Genomic DNA, 18,839 nt, shown 5'->3' with positions numbered 1-18,839 from the left:
TGACTTAGCGCGACGGAATTGGCCGGGCAATGGCGTTTGCTTGGACCACCCCAGACCGAATGACCTAGGTCATTCGTGTCAGACCGAATAACACAGGTCATTCGTGTCAGACCGATCGGACCGCCGGATACCGATCGCGTCCTATTCGCCCATATATTCGCGCAATGCCTGCGGCGAATGGTTTTCGCCGATCGACATCGCCAGGATGCGCGAAATATGCCGGCGCGGCAGCCCGATGTCCGCCGCCCAGGCATTGATCTGGTTCTGGATCTTGTCGAGATCGCGCTTCGATGTCGGGTGTTCGGCGATGTCCAGGCCGGCGTCGCGCAGTGCGGCCGCCATGTCGCTTGAGATGATGAAGGCGTCCCACTCCAGCCACCTCAAAAAATACTGGCCGGTATTGCCGCCGAGCCGGCTGCCATGCTTGCCGAGATAGGCCATCAGTCCAACCTGGTCGTCTTCTGGCCAGTCGGCGAGGAACCTGCCAAAGCCGCCGTGCTCCTTCGACACAAGCTCGACGAAAGCCGCGTTGTCGCGAACCGCCTTGATCTTCTGCGGATTGCGCACGATGCGCTCGTCGGCCGTCAGATCGTGCCAGAAATCGTCAGGCTGGAACAACAACCGCTTCGGCTCGAAGCCGAGAAACGCTTGTTCGAAACCCGGCCATTTCTGCTCGATGACGCGCCAGACGAAACCGGCGGCAAAAACACGCTCGGCCATCGTCGACAGGATGCGGTCATCGCTAATGTCAGCCACCGCGGCATTGTCGGGCATCGGCCCCAGCAGCGATGCCAGCACCGCTTCCCCGCCCTTGCGTTTGGCCGCGCGGGCGCGGATTTTCTGAAAATCCATCATTGTTTCCTCACCCTGTCGCGTCAATCTACCACTTCCCGCGCGAACCGGCAGCCTCTAGGTCTATGCGGACGCTGCGACGGAGGCGACAATGAACAAGACGATCGAAGATCTGGCAAACCGCTGGCTGCGGCGAAGGCCGGATGGCCTAAGCCAGGTCGAGAGCCAGGTGCTGCAAAGCACGCTCGAACGCACCACGATCGCGAAGGACACCAACAAGGCCGTCGCTTTTCACCAGACGTTTGGCGACCGCCTCGCCGATACCATCGCCCGGATCGGCGGTTCGTGGTCCTTCATCCTGGTCTTCATCGCCTTCCTGATCCTGTGGACGTCAGGCAATGCTTGGCTTTTGTCGCGCGACGCCTTCGATCCCTATCCCTTCATCTTCCTCAACCTTATCCTGTCGATGGTCGCTGCGCTGCAGGCGCCGGTGATCATGATGGCGCAGAACCGCCAGGCCGAGCGCGACCGCATCGACGCCGCCCACGACTACGAGGTCAATCTCAAGGCCGAGATCGAGATCATGGCGCTGCATGAGAAGCTGGACGAACTGCGCCACAGCCAGATCGTTGGCATGCGCGACGAGATCGCGCAGCTGGCCGAACAGGTGAAGCGGATCGACGAGATACTGTCGAAGCAGCGGACGCCTTCATGACGGATGCCATCCACAATCTCATCGAGCAATATGGGCTGATTGCCGTCTTTCTGGGCTGTGTCGCCGAGGGCGAAAGTGCCGCCCTCCTCGGCGGTTTTTTCGCGCATCAGCATGTTTTCGTCCTGTGGCAGGCGTTCCTGGCGGCCGCCATCGGCGCCTTTGCCGGCGACAGCTGTTTCTTTATCCTCGGACGAAGCTTCGCCGACCATCCGTTCGTGGTCAAACTGAAGCGCCGCCCGGGTTTCAGCCACGCCTATCGTCTTGTTTCCACCCATCCCGACATTTTCGTGCTGACGAACCGCTTTATCTATGGCCTGCGCCTTGTCGGCGGCATCGCGGCCGGATTGTCCGGCATTGCCGTGACGCGCTTTGTCATTCTCAACGCCATTTCATCGATGGTCTGGGCCGGATTGTTCACCACCGTCGGCTATGTGTTCGGGCTGGGCGCGGAGCGCATCGTCGGCCAGGCGTTGGTCCGTCACGAGCGATTGTTGATCGCCCTGGCGATTGGCCTGGCAGCAGCGATCCTCGCCTGGTTCATCGCTCACACCATTGCCAAGAAGGAGCGCAGCAAGGAGACGTGAGGATCAGTCGATGCCGAGCGCCCGGTCGCCGCGATCAAGGATCAGCGGGATGATCAGGTCTTCCTCGTCGGCAAGGTGCCGGGTCAGCATGGCGATCAGCCGGCTGTTCTCGTCGGCATAGGCATCGGCGGCAAAGCGCTGCTTGTCCTCGCTCTCGCTTAGCGTGCGGATGAAAGCGTTTGCCGCCTCGGCATTGCGCTCCAGCCCTTCATGGATCGTATGATGATCGGCATCGAGAATCTCGAAGCCGCGCTTCAGCCGGGTCTCGGCCTTGGCGAAGACCGGAAAATAATGGATATCCTCGACATTATGGTGGCCGTTGAGGTGCCCAAGAAAATGATTGAGCCGCGGCGCGAACCAGCGCGCGAACTCCGGCGCCGTCAGCCGGCCCCGCGATAGTCGTCAGTGCCGTTGGTCAGCATGCCGCCGAGCTCGCGGAACATGTCGTGCCGCTGCAGCCACATAGTGGCGATGCCATGGATATTGGCGTGGCCCTGCCAGACCTCGCGCGGGTATTTTTCAGCCAGCCAGCGCAAATCGTCCGGCAGGCCTGCGCGTTCGAGCAGCAGGGAATCGGCGGTCATGTCGGTCTCCTCAGACCAGATCCCGGAAAGTGGATACCGGGTTTCGGAACAGATCATGGGATCAGGTTGTGGTGACCGGCATGTAGGGGTTTGATGGCTAGATCGGTAGCCCCATGATTCGCTCGATGATGGCGATGCCCCAGACGCCGGCAACGATCACCACCGAAATCAGCACCGCCAGCGAACCGCAGTCCTTGGCGAGCTGGATATCGACGTTGAACTCCCGGCTGAACGCATCGCATGCGGCCTCGATGCCGGTGTTCAGCACTTCGACCATGATCAGCAGCAGCACCGCGCCGATCAGCAGCGCATAGCCGCGCCACGACACCGAAACAAACCAGCCGAGCGGCAGCGCCAGCACGAGCAGCATCAGCTCCTGCTGGAAGGCTTTTTCGCTGGAAGCCAATTTGCGAAATGCCCGCACTGAATTGTAGAAAGCATCGATCAGCCGTTGCATGCCAAACCTTTCCGAACCAACGGCAGGGGGATAGCGCAATGGCCGGATCAAGGGAATAAGGCGATCGCTGCAAAAATCATTTGCCGGCGAGCTTGTCACTCATCGGCGACCTTGATCGACGGCGTCGACTTTTCGAACTGCGGCAGCCCATCGTCGATCGTGTAGTAGTCGCCCTTGTCGCCGACGAAGATGTGGCATTGGCCCTGAAGTCCGGTGGGCTTGTCGAACAGTCCGGCGAGAACCGAGACATATTCATCATCCTGCGGGTTCCAGAACAGCAACGAGCCGCATGTCTTGCAGAAACCGCGCCTGGCAAACGAAGATGCTTCGTACCAGGTGATGCTTTCCGCGCCCATAATCGTGATGTCTGCATTGGCAACATTGGTTGCAGCGTAGAAATGCCCGCTTTGCTTCCGGCACTGCGAGCAATGGCAATAGATGACGTCGCGCAAGGCCCCTCGCGTCTTGAACCGGACAGCCCCGCACAGGCAAGAGCCGCTATGTGTGTTGTCCATCTCGGGCCTCCCGACGCAGCCGTGATCCTCGGCGTCCCTAGCCAGGATTCCAGTTTTGCAGCGGCCGTGCTCAAGCGAATGCGACATTCGACGGGCGTGTTCCGCACAGCACGGTTTGGAGAAAGCGGCAGGCCGCGCCAACAGCCTCTCGACGGTCCGCCAAATTGTTAAAGCAACATCTTTCCATATGCATTTTTGTGCATTATATTTTCATTAGAAAGGAGACGCTGCCGACAATGCAACCCGATCTCGCTGCCAACACGGCCGAAAATGCAGTGCTGACTAAGGCGACGCTGCGCGCCGCCGACCTGCTGGACATTACCGCCAGGATGCTGGCCTCCATCATCGGGGTTTCGGAAGCCACGGTTTCGCGCATGCGCAGGCAGGAATTCCTGCTGGAGCGTGGAACCAAGCCGTTCGAGCTTGCCGTGCTGTTCGTCCGCCTGTTCCGCTCGCTCGACGCCATTGTCGGCGGCGACGAGACCGTTGCCCGGGCATGGCTGAAGAATGCCAACACGGCCTTCGATGGCACCCCGCTCGAAAAAATCGTGACGATATCAGGGCTTGTCGATGTCATCGCCTATCTGGACTCCCGACGCGCTCTCGTCTGAAGCCGCCAAACGAGGTGGCAAGTATGGGCTCGATGGCAAGTATGGGCTCGACGGCAAATACTGGCGCATGGTCGAGGCGCAGCACCGCGTCTCGACATTGAAAGTCGTTGACACGCTCGACGAGCAGGCCGTCCTCGAAGACCTGATCGAGGAAACCAAGCCGCAAATCCCCTTGGAATGCCGGCATCTGCATTATCTCCTGGCAACGCCCTTCCGCTACGGCTCGATCTATCCGCACGGTTCGCGCTTCCGCCGCGCCGGCAGGACCAAGGGCGTCTACTATGCGGCGGAAACCATGATGACCGCCGTCTCTGAGATGGCTTTTTACCGCCTGCTGTTCTTCGCCGAATCGCCGGCTACGCCGTGGCCGCGCGACGCCGCCGAATACACCGCCTTCGCCGCAGCGATACGCAGCACAAAGGTGATCGACCTGACGCGGCCGCCGCTCGACCGCGACGCAGCGGCGTGGACGCACCCGACCGACTATGCGGCCTGCCAAAATATTGCCGATGTCGCGCGCGAAGCCGGGCTGGAGGCGATCCGCTATCGCTCCGTGCGCGACCCGAAAGGCGCTAATGTGGCGCTGCTGGCATGCAGCGGCTTTGCCAAGCCGAAACCGCTGGAACCCCACACCTGGCGCATCAGGCTGGGCGCCTTCGGCGTGCAGGCGATCTGCGAGTTCCCGCAAAACCGGATCGAGTTTTCGAGGACGGCGTTTGCCGCCGATCCCCGGCTCAACGGACTGCGCTGGGAGCGCGGCCGCTAGCCGGATCCTCGCTAAAAACCGGCGGGTGCGTAGCGCAGCAGCGTCACGCCCTGGGTTAGGCTTTCCTTACCAAGCGGCTTCAAGGTCAGCGACAGGCCGGACTGGAAATACGGCTTGCCGCCGCCAAGCACGACCGGGTGGATGTAGAGCCGGTACTCGTCGATCAGACCGGAGCGTGCCAGATGCGCGGCAAGATCTGATCGATGGTGACTGAAATCAGCCGTTGACGGCCTGCTTGTGCTGAACCGGGTGGCTCTTCTTGAGCAGGTCCGAGACCAGGAACGCCAGTTCGATCGCCTGGTCGGCGTTGAGGCGCGGGTCGCAATGGGTGTGGTAGCGGTCCTGCAATTCCTCGGCGGTGATGGCGCGGGCGCCACCGGTGCATTCGGTGACGTTCTTGCCGGTCATCTCGATATGGATGCCGCCCGGATGCGTGCCTTCGGCGCGATGCACCTCGAAGAAGCTCTGCACCTCCTTCAGGATGCGGTCGAACGGCCGTGTCTTGTAGCCGGCGGCCTCGATCGTGTTGCCATGCATCGGGTCCGACGACCACACCACGCTGCGGCCTTCCTTCTGCACTGCGCGCACCAGCTTCGGCAGATGCTCGGCGACCTTGTCGGAGCCGAAGCGCGCGATCAGCGTCAGCCGGCCGGGCTCGTTTTCCGGATTGAGCAGGTCGATGAGCTGCAGCAAGCCGTCCGGCGTCAGTGACGGGCCGCATTTCAGGCCAAGCGGGTTCTTGATGCCACGGCAGTATTCGACATGGGCATGGTCGGGCTGGCGGGTGCGATCGCCGATCCAGATCATGTGGCCGGAGGTTGCATACCAGTCGCCCGAGGTCGAATCGACGCGGGTCAGCGCCTCCTCGTAGCCGAGCAGCAGCGCCTCGTGGCTGGTATAGAAGTCGGTCTCGCGCAGCGCGTAATTGGTCTCCGAGGTGATGCCGACAGCCTTCATGAAGTCCATCGTCTCGGTGATGCGGTTGGCGAGCGACTCGTATTTCTCGCCCTGCGGGCTGTCGGACACGAAGCCGAGCATCCATTGATGCACGTTCTCCAGGCTGGCGTAGCCGCCCTGCGCAAACGCGCGCAACAGGTTGAGCGTCGCCGCCGACTGGCGGTAGGCCATCTCCTGGCGTGCGGGATCGGGAATGCGCGACTTGGCGTCGAATTCGATGCCGTTGATGATGTCGCCGCGATAGCTGGGCAGCGTCACGCCGACCTTGGTCTCGTTGTCGGACGAGCGCGGCTTGGCGAACTGGCCGGCAACACGGCCGACCTTCACCACCGGCTGCGCGCCGGCGAAGGTCAGCACCACGGACATCTGCAGGAAGACGCGGAAGAAGTCGCGGATGTTGTCCGCGCCATGTTCGGCAAAACTCTCGGCGCAATCGCCGCCCTGCAGAAGGAATGCGTCACCGGCAGCGACGGTCGCAAGCTGCTTCTTCAGCTTGCGTGCCTCACCTGCAAAAACCAGCGGTGGAAAGGTGGCGAGCTGGGCTTCCGTGTTCTTCAGCGCGGCAAGATCCGGATAGGCAGGAACCTGCTGGATCGGCTTTGCTCTCCACGAATTCGGCGACCATTTCGTCATCGTTGCACCCAAAATTCTTTCCAGCGGGTGCTGTCGCCCGCCATTTCGCCCCAATATGGGGATCGCGGCTCCATACACGAAGCCGATTTCCTATTCTAGACCGGAATTTCGGTGGTGGCGAATGGCGCAAGCTCGCCGCCTGTCTTTCCTTCTCCCCTTGTGGGAGAATGTGGATTGGCGCGCAGCGCCAAGACGGATGAGGGGTGTTGGCCGGAGCACGGTTTTGCCAAGCTGGAACACCCCTCATCCGACCGCTTCGCGGCCACCTTCTCCCACAAGGGGAGGAGGGGGAGCCGGCTGAGCCGCGCTAAGCCGCCTTCTCCACCAGCCTTGCCAGCTGCGTCATGACGACCGCTGAACCGGCCAGCCGCTTTTCAGGTGTCGGCCAGTCGCGGACGAAGACGACGCTGTGGTCCGGCCGGATCTTGGCCAGCGAACCCTGTTCGCCGATGAAGGTGACCAGTCCGACGGGGTTGGAGAACTCGCGCTTGCGGAAATGGATGACGACGCCCTTTGGCCCGGCATCGAGCTTTTCGACATTGGCCTTGCGGCACAGCGCCTTGATGAAGACGATCTTCAAGAGATGCTTCACTTCCTCCGGCAACGGTCCGAAGCGGTCGATGAGCTCGGCGCCGAAAGCGTCGATCTCCTCGGTGTTTTCGAGATCGCCGAGGCGGCGGTAGAGCGCCAGCCGCAGCTGCAGGTCCGGAACATAGCTTTCCGGGATCATCACCGCCGTGCCGACGGCAATCTGCGGCGACCAGCCGCCATCCTGCACCTCGCCGGAATCCTTGACCTCGGCGACGGCCTCTTCCAGCATCTGCTGGTAGAGCTCGAAGCCGACCTCCTTGATGTGGCCGGACTGTTCCTCGCCGAGAAGATTGCCGGCACCGCGGATGTCGAGATCGTGGCTGGCGAGCTGGAAACCGGCGCCGAGCGTGTCGAGCGACTGCAGCACCTTCAGCCGGCGCTCGGCGGTATCGGTCAGCTTGCGGTTGGCCGGCAGCGTGAACAGCGCATAGGCGCGCACCTTGGAGCGGCCGACGCGGCCGCGCAGCTGGTAGAGCTGCGACAGGCCAAACATGTCGGCGCGATGCACGATCAGCGTGTTGGCGGTCGGGATATCGAGGCCGGATTCGACGATGGTGGTCGACAACAGCACATCGTACTGGCCGTCGTAGAAGGCGTTCATGATGTCGTCGAGCTCGCCGGGCGGCATCTGGCCGTGAGCGACAGCCACCTTTAGCTCTGGCACGGATTCACGAAGGAAATCATGAATTTCCGCCAGATCGCTGATACGTGGCACGACATAGAAGGAATGACCGCCGCGGTAGCGTTCCCGCAGCAGGGTCTCGCGGATGACCAGCGGATCGAAAGGCGAGATGAAGGTGCGCACCGCCAGGCGGTCGACCGGCGGCGTGGCGATCAGCGACAGTTCGCGCACCCCGGTCAAAGCCAGTTGCAGCGTGCGCGGGATCGGCGTCGCCGACAGCGTCAGCACATGCACGTCGCTCTTCAGGTCCTTCAGCCGCTCCTTGTGCTTGACGCCAAAATGCTGTTCCTCGTCGATGATCAACAGGCCGAGATTCTTGAACGAGATCGACGAGCCGAGCAGCGCGTGAGTGCCGATGACGATGTCGACGGTGCCGTCGGCGATGCCTTTCTTGGCCTCTGCCAGTTCCTTGGCACCGACCAGCCGCGAGGCCTGGGCGACGCGGATCGGCAGGCCGGAGAAGCGCTGCGAGAAGGTGTTGAAATGCTGGCGCGACAGCAGCGTTGTCGGCACCACCACCGCGACCTGAAAGCCTTCCATCGCCGCAATGAAGGCGGCGCGAAGGGCGACCTCCGTCTTGCCGAAGCCGACATCGCCGCAGATCAGCCGGTCCATCGGCTTGCCGGCGCCCAGGTCGCCCATGACCGAATCGATCGCCGTCTGCTGATCGTCGGTCTCCTCATAGGGAAACCGCGCGGCGAATTCGTCATAGAGACCGTCTGCCGGCACCAGCGAAGGGGCAGCGCGCATCTGCCGCTCGGCGGCGATGCGGATCAACTGTCCGGCCATGTCGAGCAGGCGTTTCTTCAGCCGCGCTTTTCTGGACTGCCAGGCGCCGCCGCCAAGCTTGTCCAATGTCGCTTCGGCCGAATCCGAGCCATAGCGCGACAAAAGCTCGATGTTCTCCACCGGCAGGAACAGCCGGTCGTCGCCGGCGTAATGGATTTCGAGGCAATCATGCGGTGCGCCGACCGCCTCGATGGTGCGCAGCCCGATGAAGCGGCCAATACCGTGGTCGCTATGGACGACGATGTCGCCGGAGGCCAAAGCCGAGGCCTCGGCGATGAAATCGGAAGGGCGCTTCTTGCGCTTCGAGCGACGGATGAGCCGGTCGCCCAGAATGTCCTGTTCGGCGACGACGACCATTTTCTCGGTCTCGAAGCCGGATTCGAGCGGCAGCACGGCAAGTCCCGCCTGCCCCGGTTCGAGCTTTTCCGCCTCGGCCAGCGTAGCCACCGGCTCGAGGTTGCCGAGATGATGCTCGGCCAGGATCTGGCCGAGCCGGTCGAGCGAACCTTCGGTCCAGCCGGCGACGACGACGCGGCGGCGGGCGGCGCGCTCGTCGGCGATGTGTTTTACAACGACGTCGAAGACGTTGACGTTGGGGTCGGCGCGTTCCTCGACGAAGCTGCGGCCATGCCGCGACCCGGCATGGAAGATTTTCCTGGCGCCGGCGTCGGGCGCGTCGAACGGCGTGAAGTCGATCGCCTCGCGCGGGCCAAGCGAGGCGATGAGGTTTTCCGGCGACAGATAAAGCAGGTCGGGCGGCACCGGCTTGTAGGGGACGGCGTCCTTCAGCGCGCCGTCGGCCTGCTTCCTGCGCGCCTCGTAATGGTCGAGGATCAGCGCATGGCGCTCCGCCAGCGCCTCATGCGCCAGATGATCGAACACGACAGGCGTGTCCGGCAGATAGTCGAACACCGTCTCCAGCCGCTCGTAGAAGAACGGCAGCCAGTGCTCCATGCCGGCAAAACGCCGTCCCTCGCTGACCGCCGCATAGAGCCCATCGTCACGCGAGGGCGCGCCAAAAGCGTCGATGTAGGAGCGGCGGAAGCGGCTGATGGTCTCCGGCGTCAGCGCCACTTCGCTCATCGCCTGCAGCGCCATCGACTTGCGCTGGCCGGTGGTGCGCTGCGTGGCGGCGTCGAAGACGCGGATCGATTCCAGCGTATCGCCGAAGAAATCGAGCCTGAGGGCTTCCGTCCAGCCCGGCGCCAACAGGTCCAGAATGCCGCCGCGCACGGCGAACTCGCCGACGCCGCGCACGGTCGGCACCCGCTCGAAGCCTGATATCTCCAGCCGCGACGCCAGTGCGTTCATGTCGATCTGGTTGCCGGGTTTGGCGTGAAATGTCTGCGCCTCGACAAGGCCTGCCGGCGGAATGCGCTGCAGCAGCGCGTTGGCGGTAGTCAGGATGACGGCGCGGTGTGGGTTTTTTGCCAGCGCGATCATCGCGGTGAGCGCGTCCAGCCGCCGCGCGGCTGCATCCGAGGCGGGCGAAACGCGGTCATAGGGCAGACAGTCCCAGGCCGGCAGTTCGAGCACCGGCAGGCCAGGCGCGGCGAATGAAAGCGCCTCGACGATCGAAGGCAGGCGCTGGCCGTCGCGTGCCACGAACAGCACCGGCTTGTCGGGCGCGATCTCGTGCGCGGCCTGCACCAGCGCGAAGGCTTCGTAACCGTCGGCGACGCCGTCGACGATGAACTGGCCTGCGCGGCCTTTCGGCAGGCCGATGGTGGGGATCAGGCTCATGAAATCACGTATTTCAGAATGTCATCGCCTGGCGCGACGCCAGGATTTTTTGCAGGACGGCACAGTCGATGTCAGCCGGAATCGGCCGCTCGCCGGTGATCACGGGCAGGAATTCGGTGTCGGCAATTTCGAGGAGCCTCTCATATTGGTCGAGTTCGTCGCCGGTCAAGGCGCCGATCTCGGCGTCGGCGAAACTGCCGAGAATAAGGTCCATTTCGCGCATGCCGCGATGCCAGGATCGAAACAGAAGCTTGCGGCGGCGGGCATCGAGCCCCTCGCTTGATCGTCTTGTTCCGGTCATTGTCCAGCATCCTTGCCTGAAGCGGCGCATATAGCGTGGATAGAGCGCGGTGTCAGCCTTGCAACGGTCCGGCGGGTGTCTAACATCCCGTTGTGGCATACACTCCTGACACCGTCGGCGCTAAGACCCCCCTCTGTCCCGCCGGACATCTCCCCCTCAAGGGGGGAGATTGGATGTTGTTTCTGCTTTCGCAAATCTCCAATGCTGTAGAAGGCACGCTGTCGGCAAAGCTGCCGATCTCCCCCCTTGAGGGGGAGATGGCCGGCAGGCCAGAGGGGGGTGAGCGCCGACATCGCGTGGTCTCTCACCCGTGAGACCTTCCCTCCTCGATCCGATGTTTGTCCCGATCACCTCGCTTGCCGGCGTCGGGCCGAAGGTCGGCGCCCTGATCGAGAAAATCGTGCCGGCCGATCTCGGCGACCGCCGCCCCGCACGTGCCGGCGATCTTCTGTTCGTGCTGCCGCATTCGGTGATCGACCGCCGCAACCGGCCGGGCATCGCCGGTTCGGTCGAAGGCGCGATCGTCACCCTCGAAGTGCGCATCGATCGCCACCAACCGCCGCCGCGCGGCAACCGATCGGTGCCGTACCGGGTTTACGCCCATGACGACACCGGCGAGATCGCGCTGACCTTCTTCCATGCGCATGCCGCCTATCTCGAAAAGACGATGCCGGAGGGCGAGCATGTCGTGGTCTCCGGCCGCATGGAATGGTTCAACGGCCGCCCGACCATGGTTCATCCCGACCACATCGCGCTGGCCAGCGAAGTGGAAAACCTGCCGCTGGTCGAGCCGGTCTATCCGCTCACCGCCGGCCTCTCGGGAAAAGTGCTGCGCCGGGCAATCGGCCAGGCGCTCGCTCGCTTGCCGGTGCTGCCGGAATGGCAGGAGGGTGAGTTTCTGCGCCGCCGCAGCTTTCCCGCCTTCGGTGATGCTCTCTCCCGCATCCACAATCCCGCCGACCCGATCGACGTGTCCGTCGACGGCGCGGCCTGGCGGCGTCTCGCCTATGACGAGTTTCTGGCAGGCCAGGTGTCGCTGGCGCTGGTGCGCGCAAAAGTCCGCCGCCTGTCCGGCCGGCCGCTGGTCGGGGACGGCCGCTTCGTCGAAAAGCTGCGCGCCGCCCTTCCCTATTCGCTGACCAATTCGCAGGAAATGGCGCTTGCCGAAATCAATGCCGATCTCGGTGACCCCGAACGCATGCTGCGCCTTCTGCAGGGTGATGTCGGGTCAGGCAAGACGGTTGTCGCGCTGCTCGCCATGGCGCGCGCTGTCGAGGCCGGCGGCCAGGCGGCATTGATGGCGCCGACCGAAATTTTGGCGCGCCAGCATCTTGCGACGATTGCGCCGTTGGCGGAACAAGCCGGCCTGCGCATCGCCATCCTCACCGGCCGCGAAAAGGGCCGCGAGCGCGCCGAGACGCTGACCGGCCTGGCCAGTGGCGAGATCGACATCGTCGTCGGCACCCATGCGCTGTTCCAGCAAACGGTGACGTTCCACGACCTGGTCCTCGCCGTCATCGACGAACAGCACCGGTTTGGCGTCCACCAGCGGCTGGCCATCACCGCCAAGGGCGACGCGCCCGACATGCTGGTGATGACGGCGACGCCGATCCCGCGCACGCTGGTGCTGACTGCTTTCGGCGACATGGATGTGTCGAAGCTGACGGAAAAACCGGCCGGGCGCCAACCGATCCGCACCGCCACCCTGCCGCTCGAGCGGCTCGACGAACTTGTCGGCCGCATGCGCGACGCAGTCGCCGACGGCCAGAAGATTTATTGGATCTGTCCGCTGGTCGAGGAGTCCGAAGAGATCAAGCTGATGTCGGCGGAGGACCGTTTTGCCTCCTTGAAGCCGCTGTTCGGCGACCGGATCGGCCTGGTGCACGGCCGCATGAAGGGCGCCGAAAAAGACGAGGCGATGCGCGCCTTCAAGGCCGGCGAGACACGCATCCTGATCGCCACCACGGTCATCGAGGTCGGCGTCGATGTGCCGGATGCGACGATCATGGTCATCGAGCATGCCGAGCGCTTCGGCCTCGCTCAGTTGCACCAGTTGCGCGGCCGGGTCGGTCGCGGCGAAAAACCGTCGTCCTGCGTGCTGCTCTACAAGGATCCGCTCGGCGAGACGGCAACGCGCCGGCTGTCGGTGATGCGCGAAACCGAGGATGGGTTTCGCATCGCCGAGGAGGATCTGAAGCTGCGCGGCGAAGGCGAGTTGCTCGGCACCCGCCAGTCCGGCACCCCTGGCTTCCAGGTGGCGCGCATCGAGGCGCATGCCGACCTGCTCGAAGCCGCTCGCGACGACGCGCGGCTGATCCTGTCGCGCGATCCGGAACTGCAATCCGAACGCGGCGCCGCCCTTCGCATGCTGCTCTATTTGTTCGGACGCGACGAGGCGGTGCGGCTCTTGCGCGCCGGCTGAGGCTCGGCATCCACCGGCGGATTGCCGATCTGGCCGCCGATCGGCTTGCCGTTCAACGTCACCATGTTCGTCTTGACCGCCGGCGCCACCAGCCCTGCCGAAACGATCAGCTTGGCGCCGTCCTCGATCGTCATGTCGAGCAGCACGATATCGGATTTCGGCACATACATCAGGAAGCCGGTGGTCGGGTTGGGCGTGCACGGCATGAACACCGCGATCAGCGGATCACCCTCCTGGTCGAGCTTCTGGTTGATCTCGGTTTCCTTCTCGCTGGCAACGAAGACCAGCGACCAGACGCCCTTGCGCGGGTATTCGACCAGCCCGACCTGGCGGAACATGTCGCCCTTGTTCGACAGCACGGTCTCGAAGATCTGCTTCAGCGACCCATAGATGCCGCGCACCAGCGGCATGCGGCCGAGCAGCCGCTCGCCGAACAAGACGATAGCCCGGCCGACGATATTGGCGGTCAGGAAACCGATCAGGGTGATCAGGATCAAGGCGACGATCAGCCCGAATCCCGGAACCGGCGCCGGCAGATAGCTATCGGGGTTGTAACGCGCCGGAATATAGGGTTTCACCCAGGAATCGACCCAGCCGATGAACGACCAGGCGATGTAGGCGGTGATCGCCAGCGGCGCGCAGACGACAAAGCCTGTCAGAAAGTAATTCCGCAGCCGGGTCATGCCTGAGGTCTTGGAAGCATCGGACATGGTTCACCGCAGCGCTGATTGCGGCGCGACATTAATGAACCGCATCCGGCTTTGGAACTGCAATTTTTAAAAGATCAACTATGCCGCGACTTCCAGCGGCTCGATCTTCTCAAGTTCCGGCGCGAGTTTCATCCCCAACTTCGTCATCCCTGGGCGAAGCAGGAGCGAAGCTCCGTCGCGGAGACCCTGGGATCCATGCCATAACCTTAGCCGAGGAGTGCAGCGGAGCAGAATTTGCGCCGCAGCATTGCTCAGAAGTCGCGGCATGGATCCTAGGGTCTTCGCTGCGTCGCTGCGCTCCTTGCTCCGCCCCAGGATGACGAAGCGATGGGCGTTTCCGCTAATAGCCAAGCTGCACGCAAGGAAGACGTATCAGGAATTGATACATGCATCCAGCCGCGGCGACCGCTATTCCACCGTCACCGATTTCGCCAGGTTGCGCGGCTGGTCGACGTCGGTGCCCATGAACACCGCGGTGAAATAGGCCAGCATCTGGATCGGCAGCGCGTAGATGATCGGCGAGATGATTTCCGGCACGTCCGGCAGCACGATCGTCTCCATCGTCTTCACCGTGGCGTGCGCGGCACCCTTGCTGTCGGTGATCAGGATGATCTTGCCGCCGCGCGCCGCCACTTCCTGCATGTTCGACACGGTTTTTTCAAAAATCCGGTCATGCGGGGCAATGACGATCACCGGCATGTTCTCGTCGATCAGCGCGATCGGCCCGTGCTTCAGCTCGCCGGCAGCATAGCCCTCGGCATGGATATAGGAGATTTCCTTGAGCTTCAGCGCGCCTTCCATGGCCAGCGGGAAATTGGTATCGCGGCCAAGATAGAGCACGTTCTTGTAGTGCGAGAGGTCGCGCGCGACCTTTTCGATCTGGCCGTCGAGTTTCAGGACCTGGTTGGCATAGCGCGGCGCTTCCGACAGTTGGCGGACCAGCGTCGTTTCCTGTTCCTGCGAAATCGTACCGCGCGCCACGCCGGCCCGCACGGCAAGCGAGGCCAGCACCGACAATTGACAGGTGAAGGCCTTGGTCGAGGCGACGCCGATCTCCGGCCCGGCCAGCGTCGGCAGGATAACGTCGGATTCACGCGCCATCGTCGATTCGCGGACATTGACGACCGCGCCGATCTTCATGCCCGCTTTGCGGCAATAGCGCAGCGAGGCCAGCGTGTCGGCGGTCTCGCCCGATTGCGAGATGAAGAAGGCGGCGTCTGTCTTCGACAGCGGCATTTCACGGTAACGGAATTCCGAAGCGACATCGATGTCGACCGGCAGCCGCGCATAGCGCTCGAACCAATATTTGCTGATCAGGCCGGCCAGATAGGCAGTGCCGCAGGCCGAAATCGCCAGCCGGTCGATTTTGGCGAAATCGAACGGCAGGTCGAGCGGCTTCGAGACGCCGCCAACGAAATCCACATAATGCGCCAGCGTGTGCGAGATCACCTCGGGCTGTTCATGGATTTCCTTCTCCATGAAATGGCGCCGGTTGCCCTTGTCGACCATGAAGCTGGTGCTGAGCGACTGCTGGCGCTTGCGGTCGACCTTGTTGCCGTCCATGTCGAAGATGGCGACGTCGTTGCGACGCACCACCGCCCAGTCGCCATCCTCCAGATAGGTGATCGAATTGGTGAAGGGGGCAAGCGCGATGGCGTCGGAGCCCAAAAACATCTCGCCATCGCCATGGCCGACGGCCAGCGGCGGGCCGTTGCGCGCGCCAACGATGAGATCCTCGTCTCCCCTGAACATGATGGCCAGCGCAAAGGCGCCTTCCAGCCGCTTCAGCGCCTGGTGCGCGGCCTCGACCGGCTGCAGGCCCCTGGCCAGTTCGCGCCCCACCAGGTGTGCGACGACCTCGGTGTCGGTCTGCGATGAAAATGTGTAGCCGTCGCGCATCAGCTCGTCGCGCAATTCGGCGAAATTCTCAATGATGCCGTTGTGGACGATGGCGACGCCGTCGGAAAAATGCGGATGCGCATTGGTCTCGTTGGGCACGCCGTGCGTCGCCCAGCGCGTGTGGCCGATGCCGATCATGCCGTCGAGCGGTTCGTCCTTCAGCCGGCGTTCGAGATTGATCAGCTTGCCCTCGGCGCGGCGACGCGCCAGCTGGCCGTGCTCGACAGTGGCGACGCCGGCCGAATCATAACCGCGATATTCGAGCCTTTTCAGCGCATCGACGATGAGCGGCGCGACCGGCGAGTGACTGACAATTCCGACGATACCGCACATAGACGTTGCCCTCGATTCCGGCTGAAAACCCGGCGCCATTTAGGGTTGGCCGGGCTGCCGCAAAAATCACATTGCGCTTCGTTCCGTATCAGCCGGAACGGTTCTGCACAAATGCACCATGACAGGGCGCTCTTGCAATCCGGTTACAGCAGCCAGGCTAGCCTTTTTTCCGGGCCGCCGCAGCCGCAGCAAAACGCTCGCGCAATTCCTTGCCTTTGCCAGGCAGCGTCCTCTGGCGGGCGCGGCCGAAGGCGAGCGCATCGTCGGGCACGCTTTCGGTGATCACGCTGCCCGAAGCGACGTAGCCGCCCTTGCCGATTGTGACAGGCGCCACCAGCGACGAATTCGAGCCGACGAAGGCGCCTTCGCCGATGTCGGTGAAGAATTTCGAGTAGCCGTCATAATTGCAGGTGATGGTTCCAGCGCCAATATTGGCGCCGGCGCCGACGCGGGCATCGCCGATATAGGTCAGGTGATTGACCTTGGCGCCCTCCTCGACCGTCGCCTGCTTGACCTCGCAGAAATTGCCGACCTTGGCTTTTTGCTTGAGATCGGAACCCGGCCGCAGCCGCGCAAACGGACCAACAGCGCAATTCGAAGCGATCGTGGCGCCTTCAATATGGCTGAAGGCATGGATCCTGGCACCGGTGGCGATTGTCACGCCCGGCCCGAACCAGACATTGGGCTCGACGATCGTGTCGGCGCCGATCTCGGTATCGTGCGAAAAGAAGACGGTTTCGGGCGCGATCAGCGAAACCCCGGAGAGCATGGCCTCGCGCCGCCGGCGCGCCTGCCAGATGCCTTCGGCCGCAGCCAGTTCGGCGCGGTTGTTGATGCCGAGCACATTCTCAAAGCCAGCTTCTGCGGCGATGACATTAAGGCCTTGCCCGCCCGCGATCTCGACGATGTCGGTGAGGTAATATTCGCCCTTGGCGTTGTCGTTGCCGACCTGGTCGAGCAGCTGCAGCGCGTGCTTGCCTGCAACCGCCATCAGACCGCCATTGCAGAAGGTGATTTTCTTCTCCTCGTCGGTGCAGTCCTTTTCCTCGCGGATGGCGACGAGCTTGCCGCCCTTTTCGATCAGCCGGCCATAGCCGGACGGATTTGAGGTGCGGAAGCCGACCACAACGACGGCAGCGCCATCAGCCAGCTTCAGGCGCGCAGCCGTCAGCACCTCCGGATCGATCAACGGCGTATCGCCGAACATGACGAGGATGTCGTCGTAACCCTTTGCGATCGCATCGCGAGCCGCCAGCGCGGCATGCGCCGTGCCGAGCCGCTTGTCCTGGACGAAGGTCTCCGCCTTCGGCGCGAATTTTTGCGTGGCCTTGCGCATCTCGTCCGCGCCATGGCCGATCACCAGCGCCAGATCACCGCTGCCTGCGGCTTCCGCAGCCTTGACGACATGGGCGACCATCGGCAGGCCGGCGATCGGGTGCAGCACTTTTGGCACATCGCTTTTCATGCGCGTGCCTTCGCCGGCGGCGAGGATGACGGACAGGCAGGTTCTCTGGCTCATGGAATGCGACCATTTGAAAAGGGTTGGGGATCAAGGCATGTCTAGTGTTGGCGCAATGCTGCACCAATGCGGTTAAATTCCGGTGAGACGGTGCGGCAGTCCAATTTTCGAAGTCGGCGCTGCCCCTTATCCGCCTGCCGGCACCTTCTCCCCGTTTAGTGACGGGGCGAAGGGGGCTGGCCGCAACCTCGGCTCGCTTTCTGCAACGGTGGAGATTGGCGAAATCCTTTGCGAAGGCGTCTTTCTCCCCGTCACTATACGGGGAGAAATGCCCGGCAGGGCAATGAGGGGCAGCGCAGACCTGAAGCGATTGTCCTGCCGGCCAAGCCAGTTGCGATCGCTGTACCTATCCCAACTGCCCCAGCACCGGGAAATTCTCCAGCAGCCAGTAGGATGCAGCCTGCACGCCGCCGGTCAGAAAAAACACGCCCGCGACGACCAGCAGCGCGCCCATTGCCTTTTCGACGCGGCCGAGATGGACGCGGAATTTTGCGAGAAAGCGCATGAAGGCGCCGGAAAACAGCGCCGCGACCAGGAACGGGATGCCGAGGCCGAGCGAATAGGCGGCAAGCAGAGCCGCGCCCTCGCCCACCGTCTCGCGGCCGCCGGCCAGCGTCAGGATCGGCCCCAGCACCGGTCCGATACAGGGTGTCCAGCCGAAGGCGAAGGCCAGCCCCATGACGTATGCGGCAACGATACTGGCCGGCTTGCCCTGCGACTGGAAGCGCGCCTCACGCGACAGCAGCGGGATGCGCAATATGCCGAGAAAATTCAGCCCCATCAGGATGATGAGCACGCCAGCCGCCATCGCCAGCGGCTCCTGCCAGACGCGCAGCAGCCGGCCGATGGTCGAGGCGCCGGCGCCCAGCGCCACGAAGACGGTCGAGAAGCCGAGAACGAAGGCGATCGAGGCAAAAAGCAGCGCGCCGCGTGCGTCGGCCTTGGCGGTGACGCCGGCATTGCCGCGGAAATCGTCGACCGACACGCCGGCCATATAGCAGAGATAGGGCGGCACCAGCGGCAGCACGCAAGGCGACAGGAACGAGATCGCCCCCGCCCCGACCGCGCTGACATAGCCGATATCCAACGCCATTCCCGAACTCCTGATGGTTTGCGCTGCCATATAGCGGCGACCGCGCCGATCCGCCAATCACCATCGCGTGGCGCAGACGGCCGCTTGCCACGCCTGTCTCGCCCGTCAACGTCGCATCGTGCCGGCCGTCTCTTCAAACCAGG

At 63.2% G+C, this 18,839-nt stretch carries 18 protein-coding genes; 5 read left to right on the top strand and 13 right to left on the bottom strand.

Going from position 1 to position 18,839, the window contains the following annotated elements:
• Window positions 1-141: 141 nt before the first annotated feature.
• The gene (locus AC0L2C_RS08015) at window positions 142-855 is read right to left on the bottom strand and encodes a DNA-3-methyladenine glycosylase I (RefSeq protein WP_287238080.1); all 714 of its coding nucleotides are present in this window, start codon (window positions 853-855) and stop codon (window positions 142-144) included.
• A gap of 88 nt (window positions 856-943) precedes the next feature.
• Here AC0L2C_RS08015 and AC0L2C_RS08010 point away from each other — a divergent pair, with 88 nt between their 5' ends.
• Together AC0L2C_RS08010 and AC0L2C_RS08005 are read left to right on the top strand one after the other, a co-directional pair.
• Window positions 944-1,507, top strand: coding sequence for a DUF1003 domain-containing protein (locus AC0L2C_RS08010; protein ID WP_128169008.1), 564 nt, complete (start codon window positions 944-946; stop codon window positions 1,505-1,507).
• The gene (locus AC0L2C_RS08005) at window positions 1,504-2,091 is read left to right on the top strand and encodes a DedA family protein (RefSeq protein WP_287238079.1); all 588 of its coding nucleotides are present in this window, start codon (window positions 1,504-1,506) and stop codon (window positions 2,089-2,091) included. The genes AC0L2C_RS08010 and AC0L2C_RS08005 overlap by 4 nt, the downstream gene beginning before the upstream one ends.
• Before the next feature lie 3 nt (window positions 2,092-2,094).
• On the opposite strand, the gene AC0L2C_RS08000 is transcribed toward AC0L2C_RS08005, so the two are convergent.
• The 4 genes from AC0L2C_RS08000 to AC0L2C_RS07985 all read right to left on the bottom strand — a co-directional run bounded on the left by AC0L2C_RS08000 (window position 2,095) and on the right by AC0L2C_RS07985 (window position 3,647).
• Complete coding sequence (locus tag AC0L2C_RS08000; RefSeq protein WP_353842961.1) at window positions 2,095-2,475, bottom strand: hemerythrin domain-containing protein; 381 nt, start codon at window positions 2,473-2,475, stop codon at window positions 2,095-2,097.
• Window positions 2,472-2,675: a hypothetical protein gene (locus AC0L2C_RS07995; RefSeq protein ID WP_353842960.1), complete on the bottom strand. Its 204-nt coding sequence runs from the start codon at window positions 2,673-2,675 to the stop codon at window positions 2,472-2,474. Before AC0L2C_RS07995 ends, AC0L2C_RS08000 begins: the two co-directional genes overlap by 4 nt.
• A 97-nt stretch (window positions 2,676-2,772) precedes the next feature.
• Entirely contained in the window at window positions 2,773-3,132 is a 360-nt protein-coding gene (locus AC0L2C_RS07990) for a diacylglycerol kinase (protein ID WP_091593617.1), read from the bottom strand.
• A 95-nt stretch (window positions 3,133-3,227) separates the two neighbouring features.
• Complete coding sequence (locus AC0L2C_RS07985; protein WP_287238078.1) at window positions 3,228-3,647, bottom strand: GFA family protein; 420 nt, start codon at window positions 3,645-3,647, stop codon at window positions 3,228-3,230.
• 236 nt (window positions 3,648-3,883) lie between these two features.
• On the opposite strand from AC0L2C_RS07985, the gene AC0L2C_RS07980 reads away from it, so the two are divergent.
• Both AC0L2C_RS07980 and AC0L2C_RS07975 read left to right on the top strand, forming a co-directional pair.
• Entirely contained in the window at window positions 3,884-4,258 is a 375-nt protein-coding gene (locus AC0L2C_RS07980) for an MbcA/ParS/Xre antitoxin family protein (protein WP_077383976.1), read from the top strand.
• A complete protein-coding gene (locus AC0L2C_RS07975) occupies window positions 4,218-5,024 on the top strand; it encodes an RES family NAD+ phosphorylase (RefSeq protein ID WP_287238077.1) in 807 nt (268 codons plus the stop codon). Before AC0L2C_RS07980 ends, AC0L2C_RS07975 begins: the two co-directional genes overlap by 41 nt.
• Before the next feature lie 11 nt (window positions 5,025-5,035).
• Here the strand turns inward: AC0L2C_RS07975 and AC0L2C_RS07970 are convergent, their stop codons facing one another.
• The 4 genes from AC0L2C_RS07970 to AC0L2C_RS07955 form a co-directional block, all read right to left on the bottom strand.
• Window positions 5,036-5,167 (bottom strand): hypothetical protein, encoded by a 132-nt coding sequence (locus AC0L2C_RS07970; protein ID WP_473523211.1) that lies wholly within the window; start codon window positions 5,165-5,167, stop codon window positions 5,036-5,038.
• Between the two features lie 73 nt (window positions 5,168-5,240).
• Window positions 5,241-6,614, bottom strand: coding sequence for a class II 3-deoxy-7-phosphoheptulonate synthase (locus tag AC0L2C_RS07965; protein ID WP_287238076.1), 1,374 nt, complete (start codon window positions 6,612-6,614; stop codon window positions 5,241-5,243).
• A 307-nt stretch (window positions 6,615-6,921) separates the two neighbouring features.
• Window positions 6,922-10,419 carry a transcription-repair coupling factor gene (mfd, locus tag AC0L2C_RS07960; RefSeq protein ID WP_473523129.1) on the bottom strand — a complete coding sequence of 1,166 codons (3,498 nt, stop codon included), beginning with the start codon at window positions 10,417-10,419 and terminating at the stop codon, window positions 6,922-6,924.
• Window positions 10,420-10,432: 13 nt separating this feature from the next.
• Complete coding sequence (locus tag AC0L2C_RS07955; RefSeq protein ID WP_128169001.1) at window positions 10,433-10,720, bottom strand: FAD assembly factor SdhE; 288 nt, start codon at window positions 10,718-10,720, stop codon at window positions 10,433-10,435.
• Window positions 10,721-11,054: 334 nt separating this feature from the next.
• Here AC0L2C_RS07955 and recG point away from each other — a divergent pair, with 334 nt between their 5' ends.
• Window positions 11,055-13,142 carry an ATP-dependent DNA helicase RecG gene (gene recG / locus AC0L2C_RS07950; protein ID WP_287174078.1) on the top strand — a complete coding sequence of 696 codons (2,088 nt, stop codon included), beginning with the start codon at window positions 11,055-11,057 and terminating at the stop codon, window positions 13,140-13,142.
• On the opposite strand, the gene AC0L2C_RS07945 is transcribed toward recG, so the two are convergent.
• The 4 genes from AC0L2C_RS07945 to AC0L2C_RS07930 form a co-directional block, all read right to left on the bottom strand.
• A complete protein-coding gene (locus tag AC0L2C_RS07945; protein WP_031255660.1) occupies window positions 13,094-13,852 on the bottom strand; it encodes a DUF502 domain-containing protein in 759 nt (252 codons plus the stop codon). The genes recG and AC0L2C_RS07945 overlap by 49 nt on opposite strands.
• Before the next feature lie 408 nt (window positions 13,853-14,260).
• Window positions 14,261-16,084: a glutamine--fructose-6-phosphate transaminase (isomerizing) gene (gene glmS, locus AC0L2C_RS07940; protein WP_027155143.1), complete on the bottom strand. Its 1,824-nt coding sequence runs from the start codon at window positions 16,082-16,084 to the stop codon at window positions 14,261-14,263.
• Between the two features lie 157 nt (window positions 16,085-16,241).
• Window positions 16,242-17,603, bottom strand: a complete 1,362-nt coding sequence (gene glmU / locus AC0L2C_RS07935; RefSeq protein WP_473523128.1) for a bifunctional UDP-N-acetylglucosamine diphosphorylase/glucosamine-1-phosphate N-acetyltransferase GlmU — start codon at window positions 17,601-17,603, stop codon at window positions 16,242-16,244.
• A 346-nt stretch (window positions 17,604-17,949) separates the two neighbouring features.
• Entirely contained in the window at window positions 17,950-18,696 is a 747-nt protein-coding gene (locus AC0L2C_RS07930; protein ID WP_128172328.1) for a cytochrome c biogenesis CcdA family protein, read from the bottom strand.
• Between the last annotated feature and the right edge of the window lie 143 nt (window positions 18,697-18,839).

The organism is Mesorhizobium sp. WSM4845, assembly GCF_055811455.1.
This window is presented reverse-complemented; position numbering and strand designations above follow the sequence as displayed.

What these genes read in the sequence shown, in the direction of transcription:
- AC0L2C_RS08015 (WP_287238080.1), bottom strand. Translation starts at nt 855, where the DNA reads ATGATGGATTTTCAGAAAATCCGCGCCCGCGCGGCCAAACGCAAGGGC.
- AC0L2C_RS08010 (WP_128169008.1), top strand. Translation starts at nt 944, where the DNA reads ATGAACAAGACGATCGAAGATCTGGCAAACCGCTGGCTGCGGCGAAGG.
- AC0L2C_RS08005 (WP_287238079.1), top strand. Translation starts at nt 1,504, where the DNA reads ATGACGGATGCCATCCACAATCTCATCGAGCAATATGGGCTGATTGCC.
- AC0L2C_RS07995 (WP_353842960.1), bottom strand. Translation starts at nt 2,675, where the DNA reads ATGACCGCCGATTCCCTGCTGCTCGAACGCGCAGGCCTGCCGGACGAT.
- AC0L2C_RS07990 (WP_091593617.1), bottom strand. Translation starts at nt 3,132, where the DNA reads ATGCAACGGCTGATCGATGCTTTCTACAATTCAGTGCGGGCATTTCGC.
- AC0L2C_RS07985 (WP_287238078.1), bottom strand. Translation starts at nt 3,647, where the DNA reads ATGGACAACACACATAGCGGCTCTTGCCTGTGCGGGGCTGTCCGGTTC.
- AC0L2C_RS07980 (WP_077383976.1), top strand. Translation starts at nt 3,884, where the DNA reads ATGCAACCCGATCTCGCTGCCAACACGGCCGAAAATGCAGTGCTGACT.
- AC0L2C_RS07975 (WP_287238077.1), top strand. Translation starts at nt 4,218, where the DNA reads ATGTCATCGCCTATCTGGACTCCCGACGCGCTCTCGTCTGAAGCCGCC.
- AC0L2C_RS07965 (WP_287238076.1), bottom strand. Translation starts at nt 6,614, where the DNA reads ATGACGAAATGGTCGCCGAATTCGTGGAGAGCAAAGCCGATCCAGCAG.
- mfd (WP_473523129.1), bottom strand. Translation starts at nt 10,419, where the DNA reads ATGAGCCTGATCCCCACCATCGGCCTGCCGAAAGGCCGCGCAGGCCAG.
- AC0L2C_RS07955 (WP_128169001.1), bottom strand. Translation starts at nt 10,720, where the DNA reads ATGACCGGAACAAGACGATCAAGCGAGGGGCTCGATGCCCGCCGCCGC.
- recG (WP_287174078.1), top strand. Translation starts at nt 11,055, where the DNA reads ATGTTTGTCCCGATCACCTCGCTTGCCGGCGTCGGGCCGAAGGTCGGC.
- AC0L2C_RS07945 (WP_031255660.1), bottom strand. Translation starts at nt 13,852, where the DNA reads ATGTCCGATGCTTCCAAGACCTCAGGCATGACCCGGCTGCGGAATTAC.
- glmS (WP_027155143.1), bottom strand. Translation starts at nt 16,084, where the DNA reads ATGTGCGGTATCGTCGGAATTGTCAGTCACTCGCCGGTCGCGCCGCTC.
- glmU (WP_473523128.1), bottom strand. Translation starts at nt 17,603, where the DNA reads ATGAGCCAGAGAACCTGCCTGTCCGTCATCCTCGCCGCCGGCGAAGGC.
- AC0L2C_RS07930 (WP_128172328.1), bottom strand. Translation starts at nt 18,696, where the DNA reads ATGGCGTTGGATATCGGCTATGTCAGCGCGGTCGGGGCGGGGGCGATC.